This window comes from Rhizobium sp. OAE497, assembly GCF_040546565.1.
Lineage (GTDB): Bacteria > Pseudomonadota > Alphaproteobacteria > Rhizobiales > Rhizobiaceae > Rhizobium.
On record NZ_JBEPOA010000002.1, the window covers coordinates 1,181,976 to 1,198,502 of the forward strand.

Annotated in this window: 13 protein-coding genes; 1 reads left to right on the plus strand and 12 read right to left on the minus strand. The window is 62.4% G+C overall.

The annotated features are described in order from the left end of the window. Positions 1-20: 20 nt before the first annotated feature. The 3 genes from ABIE40_RS25085 to ABIE40_RS25095 are packed head-to-tail and all read right to left on the minus strand — an operon-like array spanning position 21 to position 3,292. Positions 21-1,301: an ABC transporter substrate-binding protein gene (locus ABIE40_RS25085; RefSeq protein ID WP_199625170.1), complete on the minus strand. Its 1,281-nt coding sequence runs from the start codon at positions 1,299-1,301 to the stop codon at positions 21-23. 57 nt (positions 1,302-1,358) lie between these two features. Then, a complete protein-coding gene (locus ABIE40_RS25090) occupies positions 1,359-2,420 on the minus strand; it encodes a maleylacetate reductase (RefSeq protein WP_199625171.1) in 1,062 nt (353 codons plus the stop codon). Beyond that, positions 2,417-3,292, minus strand: coding sequence for a dioxygenase family protein (locus ABIE40_RS25095; protein WP_130281141.1), 876 nt, complete (start codon positions 3,290-3,292; stop codon positions 2,417-2,419). Before ABIE40_RS25095 ends, ABIE40_RS25090 begins: the two co-directional genes overlap by 4 nt. Positions 3,293-3,387: 95 nt before the next feature. Between ABIE40_RS25095 and ABIE40_RS25100 the strand changes: the two genes are divergently transcribed. Beyond that, entirely contained in the window at positions 3,388-4,338 is a 951-nt protein-coding gene (locus ABIE40_RS25100) for a LysR family transcriptional regulator (RefSeq protein ID WP_199625173.1), read from the plus strand. Positions 4,339-4,403: 65 nt separating this feature from the next. Here the strand turns inward: ABIE40_RS25100 and ABIE40_RS25105 are convergent, their stop codons facing one another. From ABIE40_RS25105 to ABIE40_RS25145, 9 genes are all read right to left on the minus strand, one after another. After that, on the minus strand, positions 4,404-6,653 hold the full coding sequence (locus ABIE40_RS25105; protein ID WP_199625175.1) for a glycoside hydrolase family 95 protein: 2,250 nt from the start codon (positions 6,651-6,653) through the stop codon (positions 4,404-4,406). 2 nt (positions 6,654-6,655) lie between these two features. Beyond that, complete coding sequence (locus tag ABIE40_RS25110) at positions 6,656-7,756, minus strand: ABC transporter ATP-binding protein (RefSeq protein ID WP_199625177.1); 1,101 nt, start codon at positions 7,754-7,756, stop codon at positions 6,656-6,658. A 37-nt stretch (positions 7,757-7,793) separates the two neighbouring features. Then, positions 7,794-8,828 carry a LacI family DNA-binding transcriptional regulator gene (locus ABIE40_RS25115; protein WP_199625179.1) on the minus strand — a complete coding sequence of 345 codons (1,035 nt, stop codon included), beginning with the start codon at positions 8,826-8,828 and terminating at the stop codon, positions 7,794-7,796. Between the two features lie 138 nt (positions 8,829-8,966). Then, entirely contained in the window at positions 8,967-11,018 is a 2,052-nt protein-coding gene (locus tag ABIE40_RS25120; protein WP_199625181.1) for a beta-galactosidase trimerization domain-containing protein, read from the minus strand. A gap of 4 nt (positions 11,019-11,022) precedes the next feature. Beyond that, complete coding sequence (locus tag ABIE40_RS25125) at positions 11,023-11,844, minus strand: carbohydrate ABC transporter permease (RefSeq protein WP_112717818.1); 822 nt, start codon at positions 11,842-11,844, stop codon at positions 11,023-11,025. Further along, positions 11,841-12,797 (minus strand): carbohydrate ABC transporter permease, encoded by a 957-nt coding sequence (locus ABIE40_RS25130; RefSeq protein ID WP_199625183.1) that lies wholly within the window; start codon positions 12,795-12,797, stop codon positions 11,841-11,843. The genes ABIE40_RS25125 and ABIE40_RS25130 overlap by 4 nt, the downstream gene beginning before the upstream one ends. Further along, complete coding sequence (locus ABIE40_RS25135; RefSeq protein ID WP_199625185.1) at positions 12,797-14,104, minus strand: extracellular solute-binding protein; 1,308 nt, start codon at positions 14,102-14,104, stop codon at positions 12,797-12,799. Before ABIE40_RS25135 ends, ABIE40_RS25130 begins: the two co-directional genes overlap by 1 nt. A 299-nt stretch (positions 14,105-14,403) precedes the next feature. Continuing rightward, positions 14,404-15,525 (minus strand): RuBisCO large subunit C-terminal-like domain-containing protein, encoded by a 1,122-nt coding sequence (locus tag ABIE40_RS25140; RefSeq protein WP_199625187.1) that lies wholly within the window; start codon positions 15,523-15,525, stop codon positions 14,404-14,406. Continuing rightward, positions 15,525-16,526 carry a transketolase family protein gene (locus tag ABIE40_RS25145; RefSeq protein ID WP_199625876.1) on the minus strand — a complete coding sequence of 334 codons (1,002 nt, stop codon included), beginning with the start codon at positions 16,524-16,526 and terminating at the stop codon, positions 15,525-15,527. Before ABIE40_RS25145 ends, ABIE40_RS25140 begins: the two co-directional genes overlap by 1 nt. Between the last annotated feature and the right edge of the window lies 1 nt (position 16,527).

Here is a 16,527-nt window from a genome sequence, read left to right on the forward strand (position 1 = left end):
AGCCAGGTGGGTCGAGCCAGTTACGCCAGCGCTTCGAGCTTGCCGCCGAGCGGCACGTTGGGCGAAAGGCTGTTTTCGACGACGACCAGCTCGTAGCCGCCACCAGATTTGAGACGCCACTGCCCGCCGACAAGCGGTGTCTTGGCGACGTTCTTCTGCGCAAAGGGCGGAAGCTTGTCGCTGCCCCAAGCGACTGGACCGACAATCGTATCGAGCTTGGTTTCACCGATCGCCTTGGCAACGGCATCGCCGTCAGCGGTATCTTCAGCCCGCTTCATGACGTCGACTGCGAGCTCGAACAGCGCATGTGCAAAGCCGATCGGCTGCGTCCACGGGCGGCCGGTCGCCTTGGTAAAGGCGTCTGCAACGGCAGCCGCGCTATCGCCCGTCAGAGACGACTTGAACGGATGGCTCGGCGTCCACCAGACTTCGGTCGACAGGTTGTGACCCGCGTCACCCAGCGCTTCCACGGTCTGCGGGAAAAGCAGCGCCTTGCCGATCGAGGCGATCTTCGGCTTGAGGCCCTGCTGCTTTGCCTGGTTCCAGAACGTCGTCAGATCCGGCGGGATCATGACGCCGGTCAGGATATCGGTATTCGCCTGCTTGAAGGCGTTGATCTGCGCCGAGAAGTCGTCGGTCAGGTTCTGGTAGCGGCCGGTATCCGTCAGGCCGTAGCCCAGTTTTTCGAGAACCGGCGGGAAGCCGACAACCTTGTCACCCCAGGCGTTGCCGTCTCCATCATTGGGGAAGAGGCCGCCGATCTTCTTGTTTGTCTCGATCTGTCCCCACATGCCGGTAAAGACGGCAATGATATCCTCGAGGCCCCAGAAGAAGTGATAGGCATAGTCGAACGGCTTCCATGATGCCGGGTCGCCCGGATTGCCTTGCTGGCCGATGAACCACGGCTGCCAGGGCGCGACGGTCGAGATGCAGGGCATCTGCTCGCCTTCGCAGGTTGTCGAAACCGGGTTGGTGGTCTCCGGCGTCGACGAGACCAGCATCAGGTTGATCTCGTCGTTGACGATCAGCTCCTTGGCAACCTCGGCTGCACGGTTCGGATTGGACTGGCTGTCCTTGACGACGACCTCGTAGTTCAGCCCCTGCTTCTTCGTCGTCGCCAGAAAGGCGTCGATGACGAACTTGTCTGCTTCGCCGAAAGCCGCAAGCGGCCCTGTCTGAGGGCTGACATAGCCGAGCTTGATCGCCTTGTCCTGAGCGATGGCCGGTGCTGCTAGCCCCGACGTCGCGATGATCGCACCGCCAGCTGCCGTCGTCTTCAGAAAATCGCGTCTCGTAAACATGTGACCTCCCATAGTCCCCTCTCCTCCCAAAGAGCGCGCTCCACTGCGCGATAAAATTCACTCGGTTGGCCGGCGGCCCTCCCAGGCATTCTGCAAAAGCTGTCTGATGGAACCGCGATCGATTGGCTGCGGGTTCCAATAGGGGTTCTCGACCGCGATCCCCGCCGCCTTGTCGAGATCGGCCTCCGTCAGGCCTAAATCCCGCAGCGAGAGCGGCGCACCGATGGATTTGGCGAAATCCCAGAGCCCGCCGCCGACGGACCCTCCGAAAATCTCGGCAACGGGGGCAAGCTCATTGGCCGCCGCCTTCGCATTAAAGCCCGCGGTATGTGGCAGCATGATCGCATGCGTCTCGGCATGCGGCGTATCGAAGGAGCCACCGAGCGTGTGGCAGATCTTGTGATGCAGCGCCATCCCGACCGCCCCGAGCACGGTTCCGCACAACCATGCGCCATAGAGAGCGTCGCTGCGCGCCTGCGCATTTCCGGGCGCCTTGACGATTTCGGGAAGACTGCGCGCGAAGGCCCGCAACCCCTCGACCGCCATCAGACTGGAGATCGGGTTGCGATCCTGCGCATAAAGGCCTTCGACAGCATGCGCCATCGCGTTCAGGCCGCTCGTGACACTCATCGCAGCGGGCAATCCATGCGTCAGCAGCGGATCGTAGATCACCACTTCCGGCAGGATTTTCGCGTCCTTTACCGTCGTCTTCCGGCCGCCTTCGGTCTGGCCGAGAATGGATGTGACCTCGGACCCGGCATAGGTCGTCGGCACGACGATCTGCAGAAGGTCGCTCCGGTAGGCGATTGCCTTGCCAAGGCCGGTGGTCGAGCCGCCGCCGAGCGAGACGACGCAGTCAGCGCGCGTCTCCGCCACAACTTTCATCGCCGCCTCGGTCACCTCGACCGGCGTATGCATGACGGCGCCGGCGAAGACACCGCAGGCGAGATCACCGATATCATGGGCGAGCGCCTCGGCATCCGGCTTCTGATGCGGAGTGGAGAGAACCAGCGCACGCGTCGCGCCCGACTTCATGATCCAATCCCGCACGCTATCCCGGCTTCCGTCTCCGAAGACGATGCGGGCGGGGCTGCCTGCATAGGAAAACCTAGTGCTCATGCCGCTCTCCCGGGCTTGGAACGCACCATCACGAATGTCAGCGCGACGGCCTTTCCCCTCCGGCCATCGATATCAGCCGGATCGAAACTATGAACGAGCTCGGGGCGAACACCGAAAAGCGCATCTTCCGCCAGCAACGGATCGCTCGCGTCATAGACATGCGTCGTGATCGTCTCGAAGCCTTCGGCGCGGATCACGAAGTGGAGGTTGGCAGGCCGATGCAGTGGAAACCCCGCCGCCGAAAGCAACCGGCCGACAGGGCCATCTCCCGGCACGCCGTAACCCGAGGGCACGACGGAGCGATAGGCAACCCGTCCGTCGCTGCCGGTGCGAAACAGTCCGCGAAGGTTATGTTCGGGCTGCAGGTCCGGCTGCTGGTTTTCGTAAAAACCTTGGTCATTCGCCTGCCAGGTGACGACCGCTGCGCCTGGGATCGGCAAGCCATCGAGATCCTCGACACGAACCGAGACAGCCAGGGGCTCGCCGATACCGTCAAGCGATATCGAGGCTCCGGCCCGGCGCTCCGGCGCATCGTCGCGGAAAAAGGGGCCACGAATGGTATTGGGCGTCGCCCCTTTCGGCCTGCGGGAATTGATCGCTTCGACGAGAGCCGAAGCGCCCGTCAGATCCGACAGCAGCACCCACTCCTGGCGGCGCTCGTCGGAGGCGTGTCCGACATCCGTCAGGAACGCGATGACCTTGCGCCAGTCTTCCTGCGTCGGCCTGAATTGCTTGATGAGGTCATGGACATGGGCAACGGCGGCGGCGAGCAGCTGCGCGATGTCAGCATCCTTCTGACCGGCCAGCCGCTCGGCAAACACCTCTGACGATGTTGCCTCGCTGAAGGTCAGCGTCGGAATATGGCCCGCCATGCTTTTCCTCCTCATCGCCTGTGGGTGACGAGAACATTAACAGCGCCTCCGGGGCCAGTTGATGATTTTGTTGCCGATCATTATAACGGATCGTTATGAAGATAGATGAAAGACACCTGATCCAGCTTGCAGCAGTCGTGAAAACCGGAGGCGTTACCGAGGGGGCAGCGCTGCTGGGCCTGGCGCAGTCGGCGGTATCGAGAACGCTCTCGATGCTCGAAAAGCGCGTCGGCGAGCCCCTGTTCATCAAGGGACGGCGCCCGTTGCAGCCAACGGCCTTTGGCCTGGCGCTGGCCGAGCACGGCTTCGTCATGCTTGCCGCATCCCGCAAGGCCTCAGACCTCGTGGAAAGCTTCCGTATCGGCAATAGCGGCGTCGTTCGCGTGGGCGGCACGCCCTTTTTCATGGACTCCCTGATCGCCGGGCTTTGCGCCGAGTTCCAGGCCACGCATCCCGATGTGCGCATCGATCAGAGCTACGGCTATTTCCCAGATTTGCGCGCCGGATTGAAAGCCGACCAGATCGACATCGCCATCTGCCCGATCGATATTCTCGACGAAGGTTCGGGGCTGGAGTTCCAGCAGATCCTGCCCGGCCGCAACGTCATCGCCTGCGGGCTCACGCATCCCCTCCTTCTGAAGAGAAAATTGCAGCCGAGCCAGCTTCTGAGCTATCCTTGGGTCGCACCGCCTCCGGGCAGCCCGCTGCTTGCCGACCTCCGCGCACTGCTCCTGTCCTTCGGCGGCACCGAAATCAAGGTGCGCTACTCCGGTGGCTCCTTGATGGGCGTCATCAACTATCTCAAAGCCTCGGATGCGCTGACCGTCATACCGCACAGCGTCGTCTTCGCACAGCGCAAGGAAAGATCGATCACCGCGCTGCCGATCAACATCCCGCATCCGGAACGAGCACTTGCCATCCTCAAGCGCGTCGATGCCCCGCGCACACCGGCCGTCGAACAATTCGCCACCTATATCCGCTCCGGCTTCCAGACGCTTCGCCACCTGATCAAGCGGCACGAGGAGGCTGTCATCTGGGGGCAATAGCAACGGGAAATTTGATCGCGTCAACTGGCGGTGCCAGATGGCGAATCCGACGCCGCATCACCAAGCTAGCCACCGAGCGAGTGCCTGAGATCGACATCCCTTGGCTCCAAGGCAGACAGCGATACCTCGACCTTGCGTTTGCCCACCATAACACTCACTTCGGCATCACGCATGCCAAGCAGCCTGATATGCGTGGGCTGCCCATTCTCCCAAGACAAGTTGATGACGATCCCATCGCGGATTCTAAGACCCGAGACCGATCCGCCCTGCCACTCGCTGGGCAATGCCGGCAGCAGCCTCAGCTGCCCCGGTTTTGATTGAACCAACATCTCAAGGATGCCCGCCGCGCCGCCGAAATTGCCGTCGATCTGGAAGGGGGGGTGGGCGTCGAAGAGGTTGGTGTAGGTCCTCTCGGGGCTGAGGAGAAGCTTGACGACGTCGAGGGCGTGGTTGCCGTCGCGCAGCCGCGCCCAGAGATTGATGCGCCAGCCGATGCCCCAGCCGGTGGCGTCGTCGCCGCGGATTTCCAGCGAGCGGCGGGCGGCGGCGGCGAGGTCCGGGGTCCTTTCCATATCGATCTGCCAGCTCGGATAGAGGCCGTAGAGATGCGAGACATGGCGGTGGTGGATCTCCGGCACGTCCATATCCCAGTCCTCAAGCCATTCCTGCAGCTGGCCGGCGGCGCCGATACGGTCGGGCGCAACGCGCGGCAGGATATCGTCGATCTCCGATACGAGAGCCGCCTCCCCGCCGGTAGAGACGGCGAGCGGACGCAGGAGCGTCAGGAAATCGCGGATCAGCTGGTTGTCCATTGCCGGACCGGCGCAGATCGAAGCGCCGTGCGGGTGGATATTCTCCGGCGAAAGCGATGGGTTGGTGACGAGATAGTCCGTGCCGGGCAGCGGCACGAGCACGTCGAAGATGAACTGCGCGGCGCCTTTCGCTACGGCGAACAGGCGCTTTCGGGTGGTCTCGGGATCATCGAGGTAATCGCAGACATCGAGAAGCTGCGCCATCAGCCAGATACCGCCGGTCGGCCAGAGGCCCCATTGCGCGCCGTCGATCGGGCCTGTCGCACGCCAGAGATCGGTGTTGTGATGCATCACCCAGCCGCGCGCGTGGTAATGCACCATCGCCATCTCCCGGCCGGTTTCGGCCAAATCTTCTGCCATGGCGATCAGCGGCTCGATGCATTCGGTCAGATTGGCGGGCGCCGCCAGCCAGTAATTCATCTGCAGATTGATATTGGCGGTGTATTTGCTGCCCCATGGCGGATCGGTCTGGTCGTTCCAGATGCCCTGAAGATTGGCGGGCTGGGTGCCCGGCCGCGACGAGGCGATCATCAGGTAGCGGCCGAACTGGACATAGAGCGCCGCCAGAGCCGGATCATGCCCATTGGCGAATTCGGCGACGCGCTGATCGGTCGGCAGGCCTGCGGCAGGCGAAGAGCCGAGATCGATGGAGAAGCCGCCATAAAGCCGCTGATGCTCGGCGACATGGTCGCGATGAAGATCGGCGTAAGCGCGGTGGGATGCCCGATCGAGCCTCTCTTCGAGATCCTGATCGGGGTTGCCGGAGACGTCGTCATAACGCCTGAAGTTGGTGGCGGCGTCGAGCAGGATAATGAGCTCGTCCGCGGCCTCGACATCGATACCTCCAGGCGCTGCTTTAAGCTCGCCGCCGCTATTGATCACCCTTATGCCGAAAGTGAAGCGCAAGACAGAGGCTATGCCGGACTCCGACGTGCCGGTGCCTGATACGATCAGTTGCTGGGGCTCGATCTTGCTCAGCGCGCTGCGCTGCGGGCTGTCGATCGCGATCCTCCCGTTGATCGCCCCCTTCCTATCGGCGGAAATTCGCATTACCAGGATATCATCCACCGGAGAAACGAAGGTCTCGCGGCGGAAGCTGACGCCATCGACCGTGTATGAGGCCACCGCGGTCGCCGTTGCGAGATCGAGGCTTCGGCGGTAGCCGGAGACATCTTGCCCATGGGGCAGCTCGATCCGGAGATCGCCGACCGGCTGATAGGACATCTGCTTGATCGGCCGCGCCATCAGATGCGCCTCGGCCATGGCTTCGGCCTCGGCATAGCGCCCCGCAAAGATCAGCTCCCTCACCTGCTGCAGGTAAGCGTAGGCGTCAGGATTGACCGGCTGATAGGGGCCGCCGGCCCAGAAAGTCGATTCGTTGATCTGCAGCCGCTCGTGATGCGGATCGCCGAAGACCATGGCGCCCAGCCTGCCATTGCCGAGCGGCAGGGCGTCCGTCCAGAGGCGGGCCGGCGTGTCGTACCAGAGAATATCGTCGTTCATGATCACTCCGCCGGAATGGCGTTTGCAGGTTGGGTGTCACGGATGCGCTGGCCATCTGCGCCGAAGAGCAGCGCCTTGCGCGCCGGGAAGGCCGCGGTCACCGTCTCGCCGGGACGGCGCGATGTCTCGGAGCGGTCCTCGACGATGACGGGTTGCCCTGAGGACAGGGTGCCGTAGATGAAGCGCGTCCCGCCGAGATTTTCGACGACGTCGACCTTCACCTCGATCGCCCCGCCGGCACCCTCCTGCCCTGTGAAATGTTCCGGCCGGATGCCGACCTTGACGGGAACGTCGCGGCCGCCAGCATGCATCAGATCCGGGCGGAAGCTCGCGCCGCAATCGAGCCTGACGAGCCCGTCCGCGCCAAGCGTTCCCTCCAGGAAGTTCATGCGCGGCGAGCCGATGAAACCGGCGACGAAGAGGTTGTCCGGATCGGCATAGAGCATGTCGGGCGTCCCCATCTGCTCGATCTTGCCGGAGCGCATGACGACGATCTTGTCGGCAAGCGTCATCGCTTCCGTCTGGTCGTGGGTGACATAGATCATCGTTGCGCCGATGCGGCGATGCAGCTTGGCGATCTCGACGCGCATCGAGACCCTGAGTTCCGCGTCGAGGTTGGAGAGCGGCTCGTCGAACAGGAAGACTTCGGGATTGCGGACGATCGCCCGGCCGATTGCGACGCGCTGGCGCTGGCCGCCGGAAAGCTGGGCAGGCTTGCGTTTCATCAGCGGCTCGATCTGCAGCGTTGCGGCCGCGGCGGCGACGCTGCGCGCAATCTCGTCCTTCGCCATGCCGGCCATGCGGAGCGAAAAGCCGATATTCTGCTCAACGGTCATATGCGGATAGAGCGCGTAATTCTGGAAGACCATGGCCACTCCGCGCTCGATCGGGTCGGCCTCGTTCATCCGCCGCCCATTGATCTTGAGGTCGCCGCCGGTGATTTTTTCCAGACCGGCGATCATCCGCAGCAGCGTCGATTTTCCGCATCCGGACGGGCCGACGAAAACGGTGAACGAGCCGTCATCGATGTTCAGGTTCAGGCCGCCGATGGCTTCGAAACTGCCATAGGACTTGTCGATATTCTGCAGTTCAACGCTGGCCAAAGCTTCCTCCCTTTAACCGCTTGGCGGGCAGCGCGCGTCAGGTCACCCTGCGCGTCGAGCCTCGCAGGATGATGTCGCATTCCAGAACGACGCTGCGCGTCGCCCCGCCCGCCGGTTCCGCCAGGCGCTCGACGAGAATGTCGGTAATCGTCTCGGCGATGCTGGCGACCGGCTGCGCCACGGCGGTGATGCCCGCTTCGTAGAGCCGGAAAACGGCGACGTCGTCGAAGCTTGCCAGCGACACATCGTCCGGCACATGGCGGCCGTTTTCCTTCAGCCAGCTGAGCGCGCCGACCGCCATGCCGTAGTTGGCGGAAAAGATCGCGGTCGGCGGGGTCTCCACCGACATCAGCCGCTTGGTCGCCTCGTAGCCGCCGTCCATCCGCCAGTTGCCGCGTACGGCAAGCGCCGGATCGGGCGCGATCCCCCGTTCGCGCAGCGCCTGTTCGTAGCCTGCCAGGCGCTCGATACCGGATGAATTGCGCGGATCGCCAGTCAGGATGCCGATGCGGCGGTGGCCGAGATCGATCAGGTGGCTGACCAGCCGGTAGCTCGCCTTGTGGTTCTCGACCATCACCCGGTCTGCCGCGAGGCCTCGGACGTCGTTGTTGTAGAAGATGATCGGGATATCATGATTGATGAGATCGTCGACGCGGTCATAGACCTCGGCCGTGCCGTCCATGATGAGCGCATCGACGCGTTGGGCGGCAAAGAAATCGAGCGCTTCGGCCACGACGCGCGGATCGCCGCCGTGGCAATAGGTCAGGAGCGCCCGCCCCGTCCGGCGCACGGAATTTGCCAGATGCTCCAGCATGCGCGCATGGAACTCGTCGAAGGTCGGCACCAGGAAGCCGATCATGTGCGTCAGGTCGGTGCGGATCGACGCAGCGGCGGCATTGCGCTTGTAACCGAGATCCTGGATCGCCCGTTCGATCTGTTCGCGGTTCGAGCGGCGGATCGTCTGGCCATTGAGATAGCGCGACACGGTGCCGACCGCGACGTCTGCCACCTTGGCAACGTCGATGATCGTCGCTCCGCGCTTTCTCCCAGCTGTGTGATCCGTCTCGTCCATTTCAAGCCAACCCCTGCACGTCTATCGCCAAAACGGCGCCCCAATAACGCCATTTCGTCATATAACCCAGCGCCTTGCCGCCCACCAGCGTAAGCGGCGGAGGCGCCGGGTGCGGCCGTCCGGCGACGGCCGTCTCAATCAGGCGCCTTCGAAGACCACGGCGCTGTGGATGTGGAGGCGCGGCACGGTGATGCTGACGGCGCCATCGGCGGCAGCATGCCAGGCGAGCTCCTCGCCGGTCATCGCGTCGAACACCCGCTTCGGCTTCTCAGGCAGGCGCACCGTCGCGTTGACCGGGCCGATCGCCGGAATGTCCTCGATCATCTCCATCACCCGCGTCGAACCGTCGTCACCGCGAACAGCCTTGCCGCGGATCTGCGGCGGCCCGTAGAGAAGGTGCAAGACATGGCGATTGTGCTCGACCTGGCGTGTCAACGTTGCGCGGCCCGAAGACGGAAGGTCGGTGACCATGGCCGGGTTCGGAACGAGGCGGTCGAGAAGACCGCGAACGACATATTTGTAGAGAGGCTGCCCCATGGCCCGGTAGAGCCGGAAGATCGGATAGGCGATATAGGCCGCGCCGCGATGTTCGGTGACGGCGGCACCCAGCATATCGGCATCCGGATTGTCGGGCGCGTGCTGATGCGAGCAGAAGTGCTTGTAGGAGCGATTGAAATAGGACGGATAGATACCGGCAAGCACCGTCGCGCCGGTTGAGCGCACGGTCTCCGCCTCGTCGTAGAAAACAAAGGCTGTTTCGGGCATCGACGCGTCGAGCACCTTGTCGGCCTTCACATAGCTCGGCTTGAAGGACACCGGTTCGGGCTGGCGCTCGATGCCGAAATCGACGGCAAAGCGGCCGTCTTCGCCCAGGCCCGAGCGCCAGGAGGCGATGAGCTTGCCGCCATTGGAAAGGTAGGTCTTCAGCCGGGCCGCGAGGGCGGCATCGACAGTAATTTCGTCGGGCAGGATCAGCAGCCGATATTGCTCGAAACGGGCTGAGGTATCAATGACATCGAAGGGACGCTTCAACTCCTGCAGCATCTGCGCGGTGCCATCGTCGCTCGGATGGTTGCGAGCACCCTCAGGGCTCATATGCTCGGCGGAAAGGATGGCGATCTCGGAGATCTGCCTGGCTCCTTCCAGGAACGGTTCCATCTTCTCGACGCGCCGGTAGGCGGGTGCGATCGAGGCATAGGTATCGGGATTGATCGCACCGTTCGGATGCAGCTGATCGCCGACCAGGCATTTGGAACCGAGCGCGATCATCTGGGCGCATTCATATTCCAGGGCGTCGGGATGCTTGAAGCCGCCGAACTCGCCCCAGGATGTGTGGAACTTTCCGGTATGGGCGAGAAAGTCCATGCCGAGCGTTGCCGCATAGCGCGCGCTCGAGGGGAAGTGGTCGTAGCCCCAGCCACCCGTCGGCAGGCTTTCGAGTTCGAGATGCGAATAGGTTCCGAAGCGCTCCGGCCCCTGCTTGTGAATGTGGCCGCAATTGTAGAACACCCTCAGGCCCGGGAATTCTTCGAACAGCGCCTTGCTGGTCTCGCGGCGGAACTGCTCGTTGACGGCCTCATCATTCTTCAGCCGATCGGCAGGATTCTCAGGATCGAGGCCCTCGCATTGCATGCGCCCGACACAGGCGGCGCAGACGCAATCGGGCGTCAGGATGATGTCGAAGAACAGTCCCTGCGTCGGATAGATCTGGGCGACTTCGCGTGCCTGATCGAGAATGTATTTCCTCAGGCCCTCGTGGTTGAGGCAGAGGGTGTGCCAAGCCGGGCTCAGCTGCTTGCCGGCGGAGGGATCGCCGGGAAGCGCGTGCTGGTAGCGGTTGGATGCGCTCATCGCACGCCATTCCGGATGCTCGCGCGCCGTCAGCTCATCCCACTGCACCGAGATATAGATCGGGCTTTCGATATCGGCGGCAGAGAGAGCCTTCACCATATCGCCGAGCAGATCCGGCCGCGCCAGATGCGGATGCGGCTTGCCGACCTTGGTCGGATAGTAGGACCAGCCGTGATGGCACTTGGCGAAGATCGTGATCGAATCCACATGCGCCGCCTTCAGCGTCGAGACGAAAGCCTCCGGATCGAAATCCGAGCCGATGCCCGGAATATGCTCCGAGGTGTGGAAATCGAGATGGATCTGGCGGTAGCGGAGCGGCTTGTTGGTGAGTTTCGGCATGGTTCTATTCCTTTGCGCCGGTGCGGGTCTGCGAGCCGGCGGCGAACTGACGTTGGAAGACGAGGAAAACGACAAGCGGGACGATGGTGGTGATGATGGCGGCCACCGATCTCTGGTCCCAGTTGATTTCGTAGCTGCCCGAAATGCGGGCGAGCAGCACCGGAAGCGGAACATCGCTGCGCAGGAAGAGCATCGGCAAAAGCAGCGCATTCCACGTCCACAGGAACTGCAGGATGCCGACCGCAAAGATCGGCGACAGGCTGTTCGGCAGCACCACATGGCGGAAGGTCGCGAGCGGTCCGCAGCCGTCGATCCGAGCGGCCTCGACGAGCTCCCGCGGAAAGTCCTCGAAGAAGTTTTTGACGAGGAAGATCGACCAGGCAAAGGACAGGCCGACATAGGGGATCAGCACCGAGAAGATGCTGTCGATCAGCCCGAGATCGCGCCACAGCGTGAAGAGCGGGATGATCACCACCTGCTGCGGCAGTACGAAAGCATTGATGATCAGGATGAGCAGCAGGCGCCTGAACGGAAAATTCAGGAAGTGGAAGGCATAGGCGGCAGCCGGCGTCAGTAGCATCGTCAGCGCCGTTGCGATCGCCGCGGTCTTCATCGTCACCCACATAGAGGGTGCCAGCGGATACTTGTCCCAGACCTTGCGCCAGGCATCGAGCGTGAAATCGAAGCTCTCGAAGTGCCACCATCCGAGCGACACGCCTTGCGGTGGTCGCAGAGAGGTAACGACGATGCCGAGGATCGGGATCACCCAGATACAGGCGACGATGCCGACGGCGATAATGATCCAGCGGGGTGCCTTGCCAATCATCGCGCACCCGCCGTCCGCTGGATGATCGCGGGAATGGAGACGATGAGAACGGCGAGCAGCAGGATGACGGTGGCGGCCGCCCCGTAGCCCAATTTGAACTGGGTCATGGACTCGCGGTACATGAAATAGCCGACCGTCTCCGTGGAACGCACCGGCCCGCCGCCGGTCAGGATGTAGATGATATCGAAAGCGCGCAGCGCGCCGAGCAGGTTGATGAAGATGGCGACGCGGACGCCCGGCATCGACAGCGGCATCATGATGTGGCGCATGGTCGAGACCGGCTTGGCGCCATCCATATAGGCCGCCTCCAGAACCGATTTCGGGATCGCCTGGATGGCGGCAAAGATCAGCATCAGCGGCAGGCCGACACCGCTCCAGGAGGCGGCGATGATCAGCGCCCAGAGCGCGGTATTGGCGTCACCGAGCCAGGCATGGGAAAAGCCCTGGAAGCCAAGTAGCTGGATCAGCGAATTGAGCAGCCCCCTGGCATCCGGCCGGTAGATGCCGAGCCACATATAGCCGGACACCGCCTCCGATATGCCGAAAGCCGCAAAGATCATCACCCGGAACGGCAAGGTTTCGCGCGGCGCAAAGGCGCACATCATCGCCAGAACCCAGCCGATCCCCACCGAAATCACCGTCGTCCCGATCGTGAAGATCAGCGTCGTCAGCAGCGTATGGCGGAAAGCCGCGTCAGCGAAAAGCTTTGCGTAGTTCCCGAAGCCGATGAAGGCCGGCTTTCTGAGCCCCTGGATATCCCAGAAGCTCAGCCGGATCGTTTCCGCCAGCGGATAGACGACGGCGATCGCAAAAAGCACGATCACCGGTGCGATCAGGATGAGTGCGGCGGGCGTGTCCCTGAGCAGACGCCGGCGGCCCTGGATGCCAGCCAGCGGAGAACCCTGCATCACGCCCGCCGCTCCCCGGACAGGGGAAGCGGAGGAGCCCAGCATCAGTAAGACCCTTGGGCCTTGGCCTCGATGGCGGCGAGCACCGTGTCGATATTCGCCTCCGACGGATCCTGCAGGAATTTCTGCAGCTGGACGCGATATTCGTCGACGAGGTCGCCGGGCAGCAGATCGCCGAGCACGAATTGCAGCTTTGAGCTCGCGACCGCTTCCGTCGCCACCTTCTGGGCTTCGCCATAGAGCGACTTGTCGACATTGCTGCTCGGCGAGGCATAGCCGGCCTTGGCGAGAATATTGGCGGCTTCGGCGCTGGTCCAATAGTCTAGGAATGCGTCCGCGGCCTTCGGGTTGGCGCCATTTGCCGTGACCAAGAGTTCCTTGGCATCGACACTCGAGGTGTCGTCATGGCCCATGCCGAGTGCGGGGAACTGGAAGAGACTGTAATCCTTGCCTTCGACGAGCTTGTAGTCGTTCTTGGCGCGGTTGTTCATCCACATGCCGATCAGCAGGTAGTTCTTGGCATTGGCCTGGAAGATCTGGTCGGCTTCGCCATCCCAGTCATTGGCGAGCATGCCGTTGGTGGCGCCGCAGCAGCCTGCCTGCAGCATCTGGCTGTATTTCGTCAGCGCGGTCTTCACCACTGGATCGGTCCAGGGGATCTGATGCGCGGCGAGCTTCGCAGCCGTCTCGACGCCGGCCGTCCTTAAGAGCAGTGTTTCGAACCACTCGGCATGCGCCCAGTATTTGCCGGGGATGGCGACCGGTGCCGAGAAACCGGCGGCCGTCAGCTTCGCGAAGGTTGCGACGAATTCGTCCCAGGTCTTCGGCGGCGCGGTGATGCCGGCCTTGGCGAGATGTTCCTTCTTGTACCAGATGCCGGAACGGTCGCCGAATGTGTAGGTCAGGCCGTAGGTCTTGCCATCGATGGCGCCGAGGTCTTTCCAGGACTGGCTGATGACCTTGTCCCAGCCGAAGCTCTTCCACTGGTCGTCGACAGGCCGGAGCATGCCTGCATCCAGCAGCTCCTTGCGGAAGGCGGGCCAAGTGTTGATCAGCACATCGACCACCTCGCCGCCCATCAGCGCCGTGCGGATACCGCCGCGCATGTCGCCTTGGCCGGTGATCAGCACTTCGCGGATCTTCACATCGGGATATTTCTTCAGGAACCCGGCCTGAACCGTCTTCATCATGTCGGCTTCGGAACCGCCGAGCCAATTGAGCACGACAAGCTCTCCGCTGACGGCCTCCTGCGCCCGGGCACCGCCCGTCATCGCTACTAGGGCCGCACTCCCTGCCCCTGCAAGCAGGGTGCGGCGGCTGATTTCAGGCATAAATCTACTGCTGCTGGTCATGTCACGTCCTCCCAAACGTTGACTGTCGCATTCGGCATTCAATTTAGTTGAAACGTTATCATCTAAATCGATGGTCGCAAGTGTTTTTTGTCGATAATCAAACGATACACCGTAGGTAATTGGAAAGATTGGAAAAATTTGCGGGATTGCGGGGAGTGGCATCGGCTAGGACGATGGCAGCACTAGCTCCCCTGCCCCAACGACATCAGCGTGGCGGCCGAAATTCTTCTGGTCGCGGTAGCCTACCGGGCCAGACAAAAAAGCGTGCGGCTCAGCTGAGCCGCCGCATGGATCCAAATTCAGTCATAAACCGTGCTGACGAGGCGTTGGCATGCAGCAACGACACCGTCCGGATCCATAAGCAGCGCACCGCCGACAAGATACATGATGTCGTTGCCATAGGCTGCGCGCATCTCGCCTACCCGATCGAGCGTCATGCCGCCGCCCGGAGCCGGCGCGATGGTTTTCAGGCCACCCATTTCTGCCGCGCAGGCAGTCGAGATCGACAGGCACTCCTCACGGCTGAAGCCGAAACGGCCACCGAAATTCGGATAGATGACGGCATCAGCCCCCATCAGCCTGTGAAGTGTCCCGAAGAAAGTACGATGCGTGAAGCCGCAATCGGGTGACACGATGTTGGCGCCGGAGAAGGCCGGATGAGAGACGATCGGGAGCGTGAAATCCCGATCGGCGGCGAGTGTGCGGATGATATCGTAGCCGGCAAGAGCCGGTGCGATCATGACGCCGCCTGCCCCCGCTTCCTGCGCCTCTTTGGCTCGGTCGACGATTGCCGTCGCGGGTCCCGTGATATTCGGAACGAAGCTCGTCCTGCCGCCGGTCTTGGCGTTGGCCTCGCCGACAGCCGCGACACAGGCCTTCAAACGTTCGCTGAACGGAGAGGTCCGTTGGTCGACGAGACCGTGATCGTCCTTGACGAAATGCACACCGCCAATCGCGAAGTCATGGGCCAGACTGGCCAGCTCCTTTGTCGACAAACCGACCGGTTTGATCGCCGACATGAGCAGAGGCGTCTCGCCTATTCCGGCGCGCGCCCGCAAGCCGGCAATGCCGTGGCGCGGTCCCCCGCAGAGATCGAGAATGCCGGATGAGAGACCGATATCTTCCACCTTGAGACCAGGCTTGATGGAGCTGTTGCCGAAGACGATGTTGAGGAACTGCAGAAAATCGCCGCCAACATCATCCTCGGAATAGGAGATGGTCGCCAGAAAACCCGACCGCCCGTCTCTCACCTGTTCGAGGCCCTCCAGGCGGCCGAGGATCACATCCTCGACATAGCCCTTCGGGACCGCAGCACGAGGGATCTCGACGGTTTGCTCAAGCGCGATGTCGAGCGCCCGGGCTTTTGCCTCCGCAGCGTCTGCCCCACGGATGAAATAGCTGACGGTAAAGCGCTCAGTCATCAAAGCGCCTCTGCCTTCTGCGCCGAATGAACGTGATCGAGGCGCACCTCCATCAGCTCTTCCTCGCCGATATCGAGCTTCTTGCCGAGAAGCTCCTCTATCGCGGAGACGAGGGCGCCGGCGTCGAGACCATATTTCTTCATGAGATACGGCTTGGAGGCGCCATGTGCAAAGGTGTCGTTCAGACCAAGCCGCCTCAGCCGGATGCCAAGTCCTTCCTCGGCGAGGATTTCGGCCACCAGTGAGCCGAGGCCGCCTGTCACCAGGTGATTTTCCAGCGTGACGATGCCCTTCTTGCCGCGCGCGGCCTTGAGCAGCCCTGCCCTGTCGAAAGGTTTCAACGTCGAGACATGCAGATGATGAACGCCGATCTTGCGATCGGTCAGCGGTCCAATCGCGCGGAGCGCTTCTTCGGTGCAGACACCAGAGCTCACCACGAGAATGTCATCTCCCTCGGAAAGCCTGCGCAGCTTGTTGAATTCGAACGGCGTGGAGAAGAGCCTCGGCACTTCCCCGCGCAGCACGCGCACATAGACCGGGCCATCGATGGCGTCAGCGACCTCCAGCACGGTTTCGACTTCGGTCGCGTCGCCAGTTTCCAGCACGGTCATGTTCGGCACTGCGCGCATCACCGAAATGTCTTCGATCGCCTGATGGGTGATGCCGCCGGGCGTCGTGATCCCCGGAAGGAAGCCCATGAGGCGCACTTTGCGATTGGAATAGGCGATGGAATTGATCAGCTGATCATAGGGACGGCGATAGAGAAACACCGAAAACGTATGAAGAAACGGGCGATGGCCCTGCATGGCGAGGCCGGCGGCGAACGACAGCATGTTCTGCTCGGCCATGCCAAGCGAGAGAAACTGCTCCGGGTGCCGGTCTCTGAAACCATCGACCTCACAGGAAGAGGTCAGGTCCGCCGAAAGGCATAGCACCTCGGGTCGCGTGACGGCGAAGGCCTCGAACGCCTTGGCATAAGGACGATTGACAATCTCGACCATC

What these genes read in the sequence shown, in the direction of transcription:
- ABIE40_RS25120 (WP_199625181.1), bottom strand. Translation starts at nt 11,018, where the DNA reads ATGCCGAAACTCACCAACAAGCCGCTCCGCTACCGCCAGATCCATCTC.
- ABIE40_RS25140 (WP_199625187.1), bottom strand. Translation starts at nt 15,525, where the DNA reads ATGACTGAGCGCTTTACCGTCAGCTATTTCATCCGTGGGGCAGACGCT.
- ABIE40_RS25125 (WP_112717818.1), bottom strand. Translation starts at nt 11,844, where the DNA reads ATGATTGGCAAGGCACCCCGCTGGATCATTATCGCCGTCGGCATCGTC.
- ABIE40_RS25115 (WP_199625179.1), bottom strand. Translation starts at nt 8,828, where the DNA reads ATGGACGAGACGGATCACACAGCTGGGAGAAAGCGCGGAGCGACGATC.
- ABIE40_RS25130 (WP_199625183.1), bottom strand. Translation starts at nt 12,797, where the DNA reads ATGCTGGGCTCCTCCGCTTCCCCTGTCCGGGGAGCGGCGGGCGTGATG.
- ABIE40_RS25105 (WP_199625175.1), bottom strand. Translation starts at nt 6,653, where the DNA reads ATGAACGACGATATTCTCTGGTACGACACGCCGGCCCGCCTCTGGACG.
- ABIE40_RS25085 (WP_199625170.1), bottom strand. Translation starts at nt 1,301, where the DNA reads ATGTTTACGAGACGCGATTTTCTGAAGACGACGGCAGCTGGCGGTGCG.
- ABIE40_RS25095 (WP_130281141.1), bottom strand. Translation starts at nt 3,292, where the DNA reads ATGGCGGGCCATATTCCGACGCTGACCTTCAGCGAGGCAACATCGTCA.
- ABIE40_RS25100 (WP_199625173.1), top strand. Translation starts at nt 3,388, where the DNA reads ATGAAGATAGATGAAAGACACCTGATCCAGCTTGCAGCAGTCGTGAAA.
- ABIE40_RS25145 (WP_199625876.1), bottom strand. Translation starts at nt 16,526, where the DNA reads ATGGTCGAGATTGTCAATCGTCCTTATGCCAAGGCGTTCGAGGCCTTC.
- ABIE40_RS25135 (WP_199625185.1), bottom strand. Translation starts at nt 14,104, where the DNA reads ATGACCAGCAGCAGTAGATTTATGCCTGAAATCAGCCGCCGCACCCTG.
- ABIE40_RS25090 (WP_199625171.1), bottom strand. Translation starts at nt 2,420, where the DNA reads ATGAGCACTAGGTTTTCCTATGCAGGCAGCCCCGCCCGCATCGTCTTC.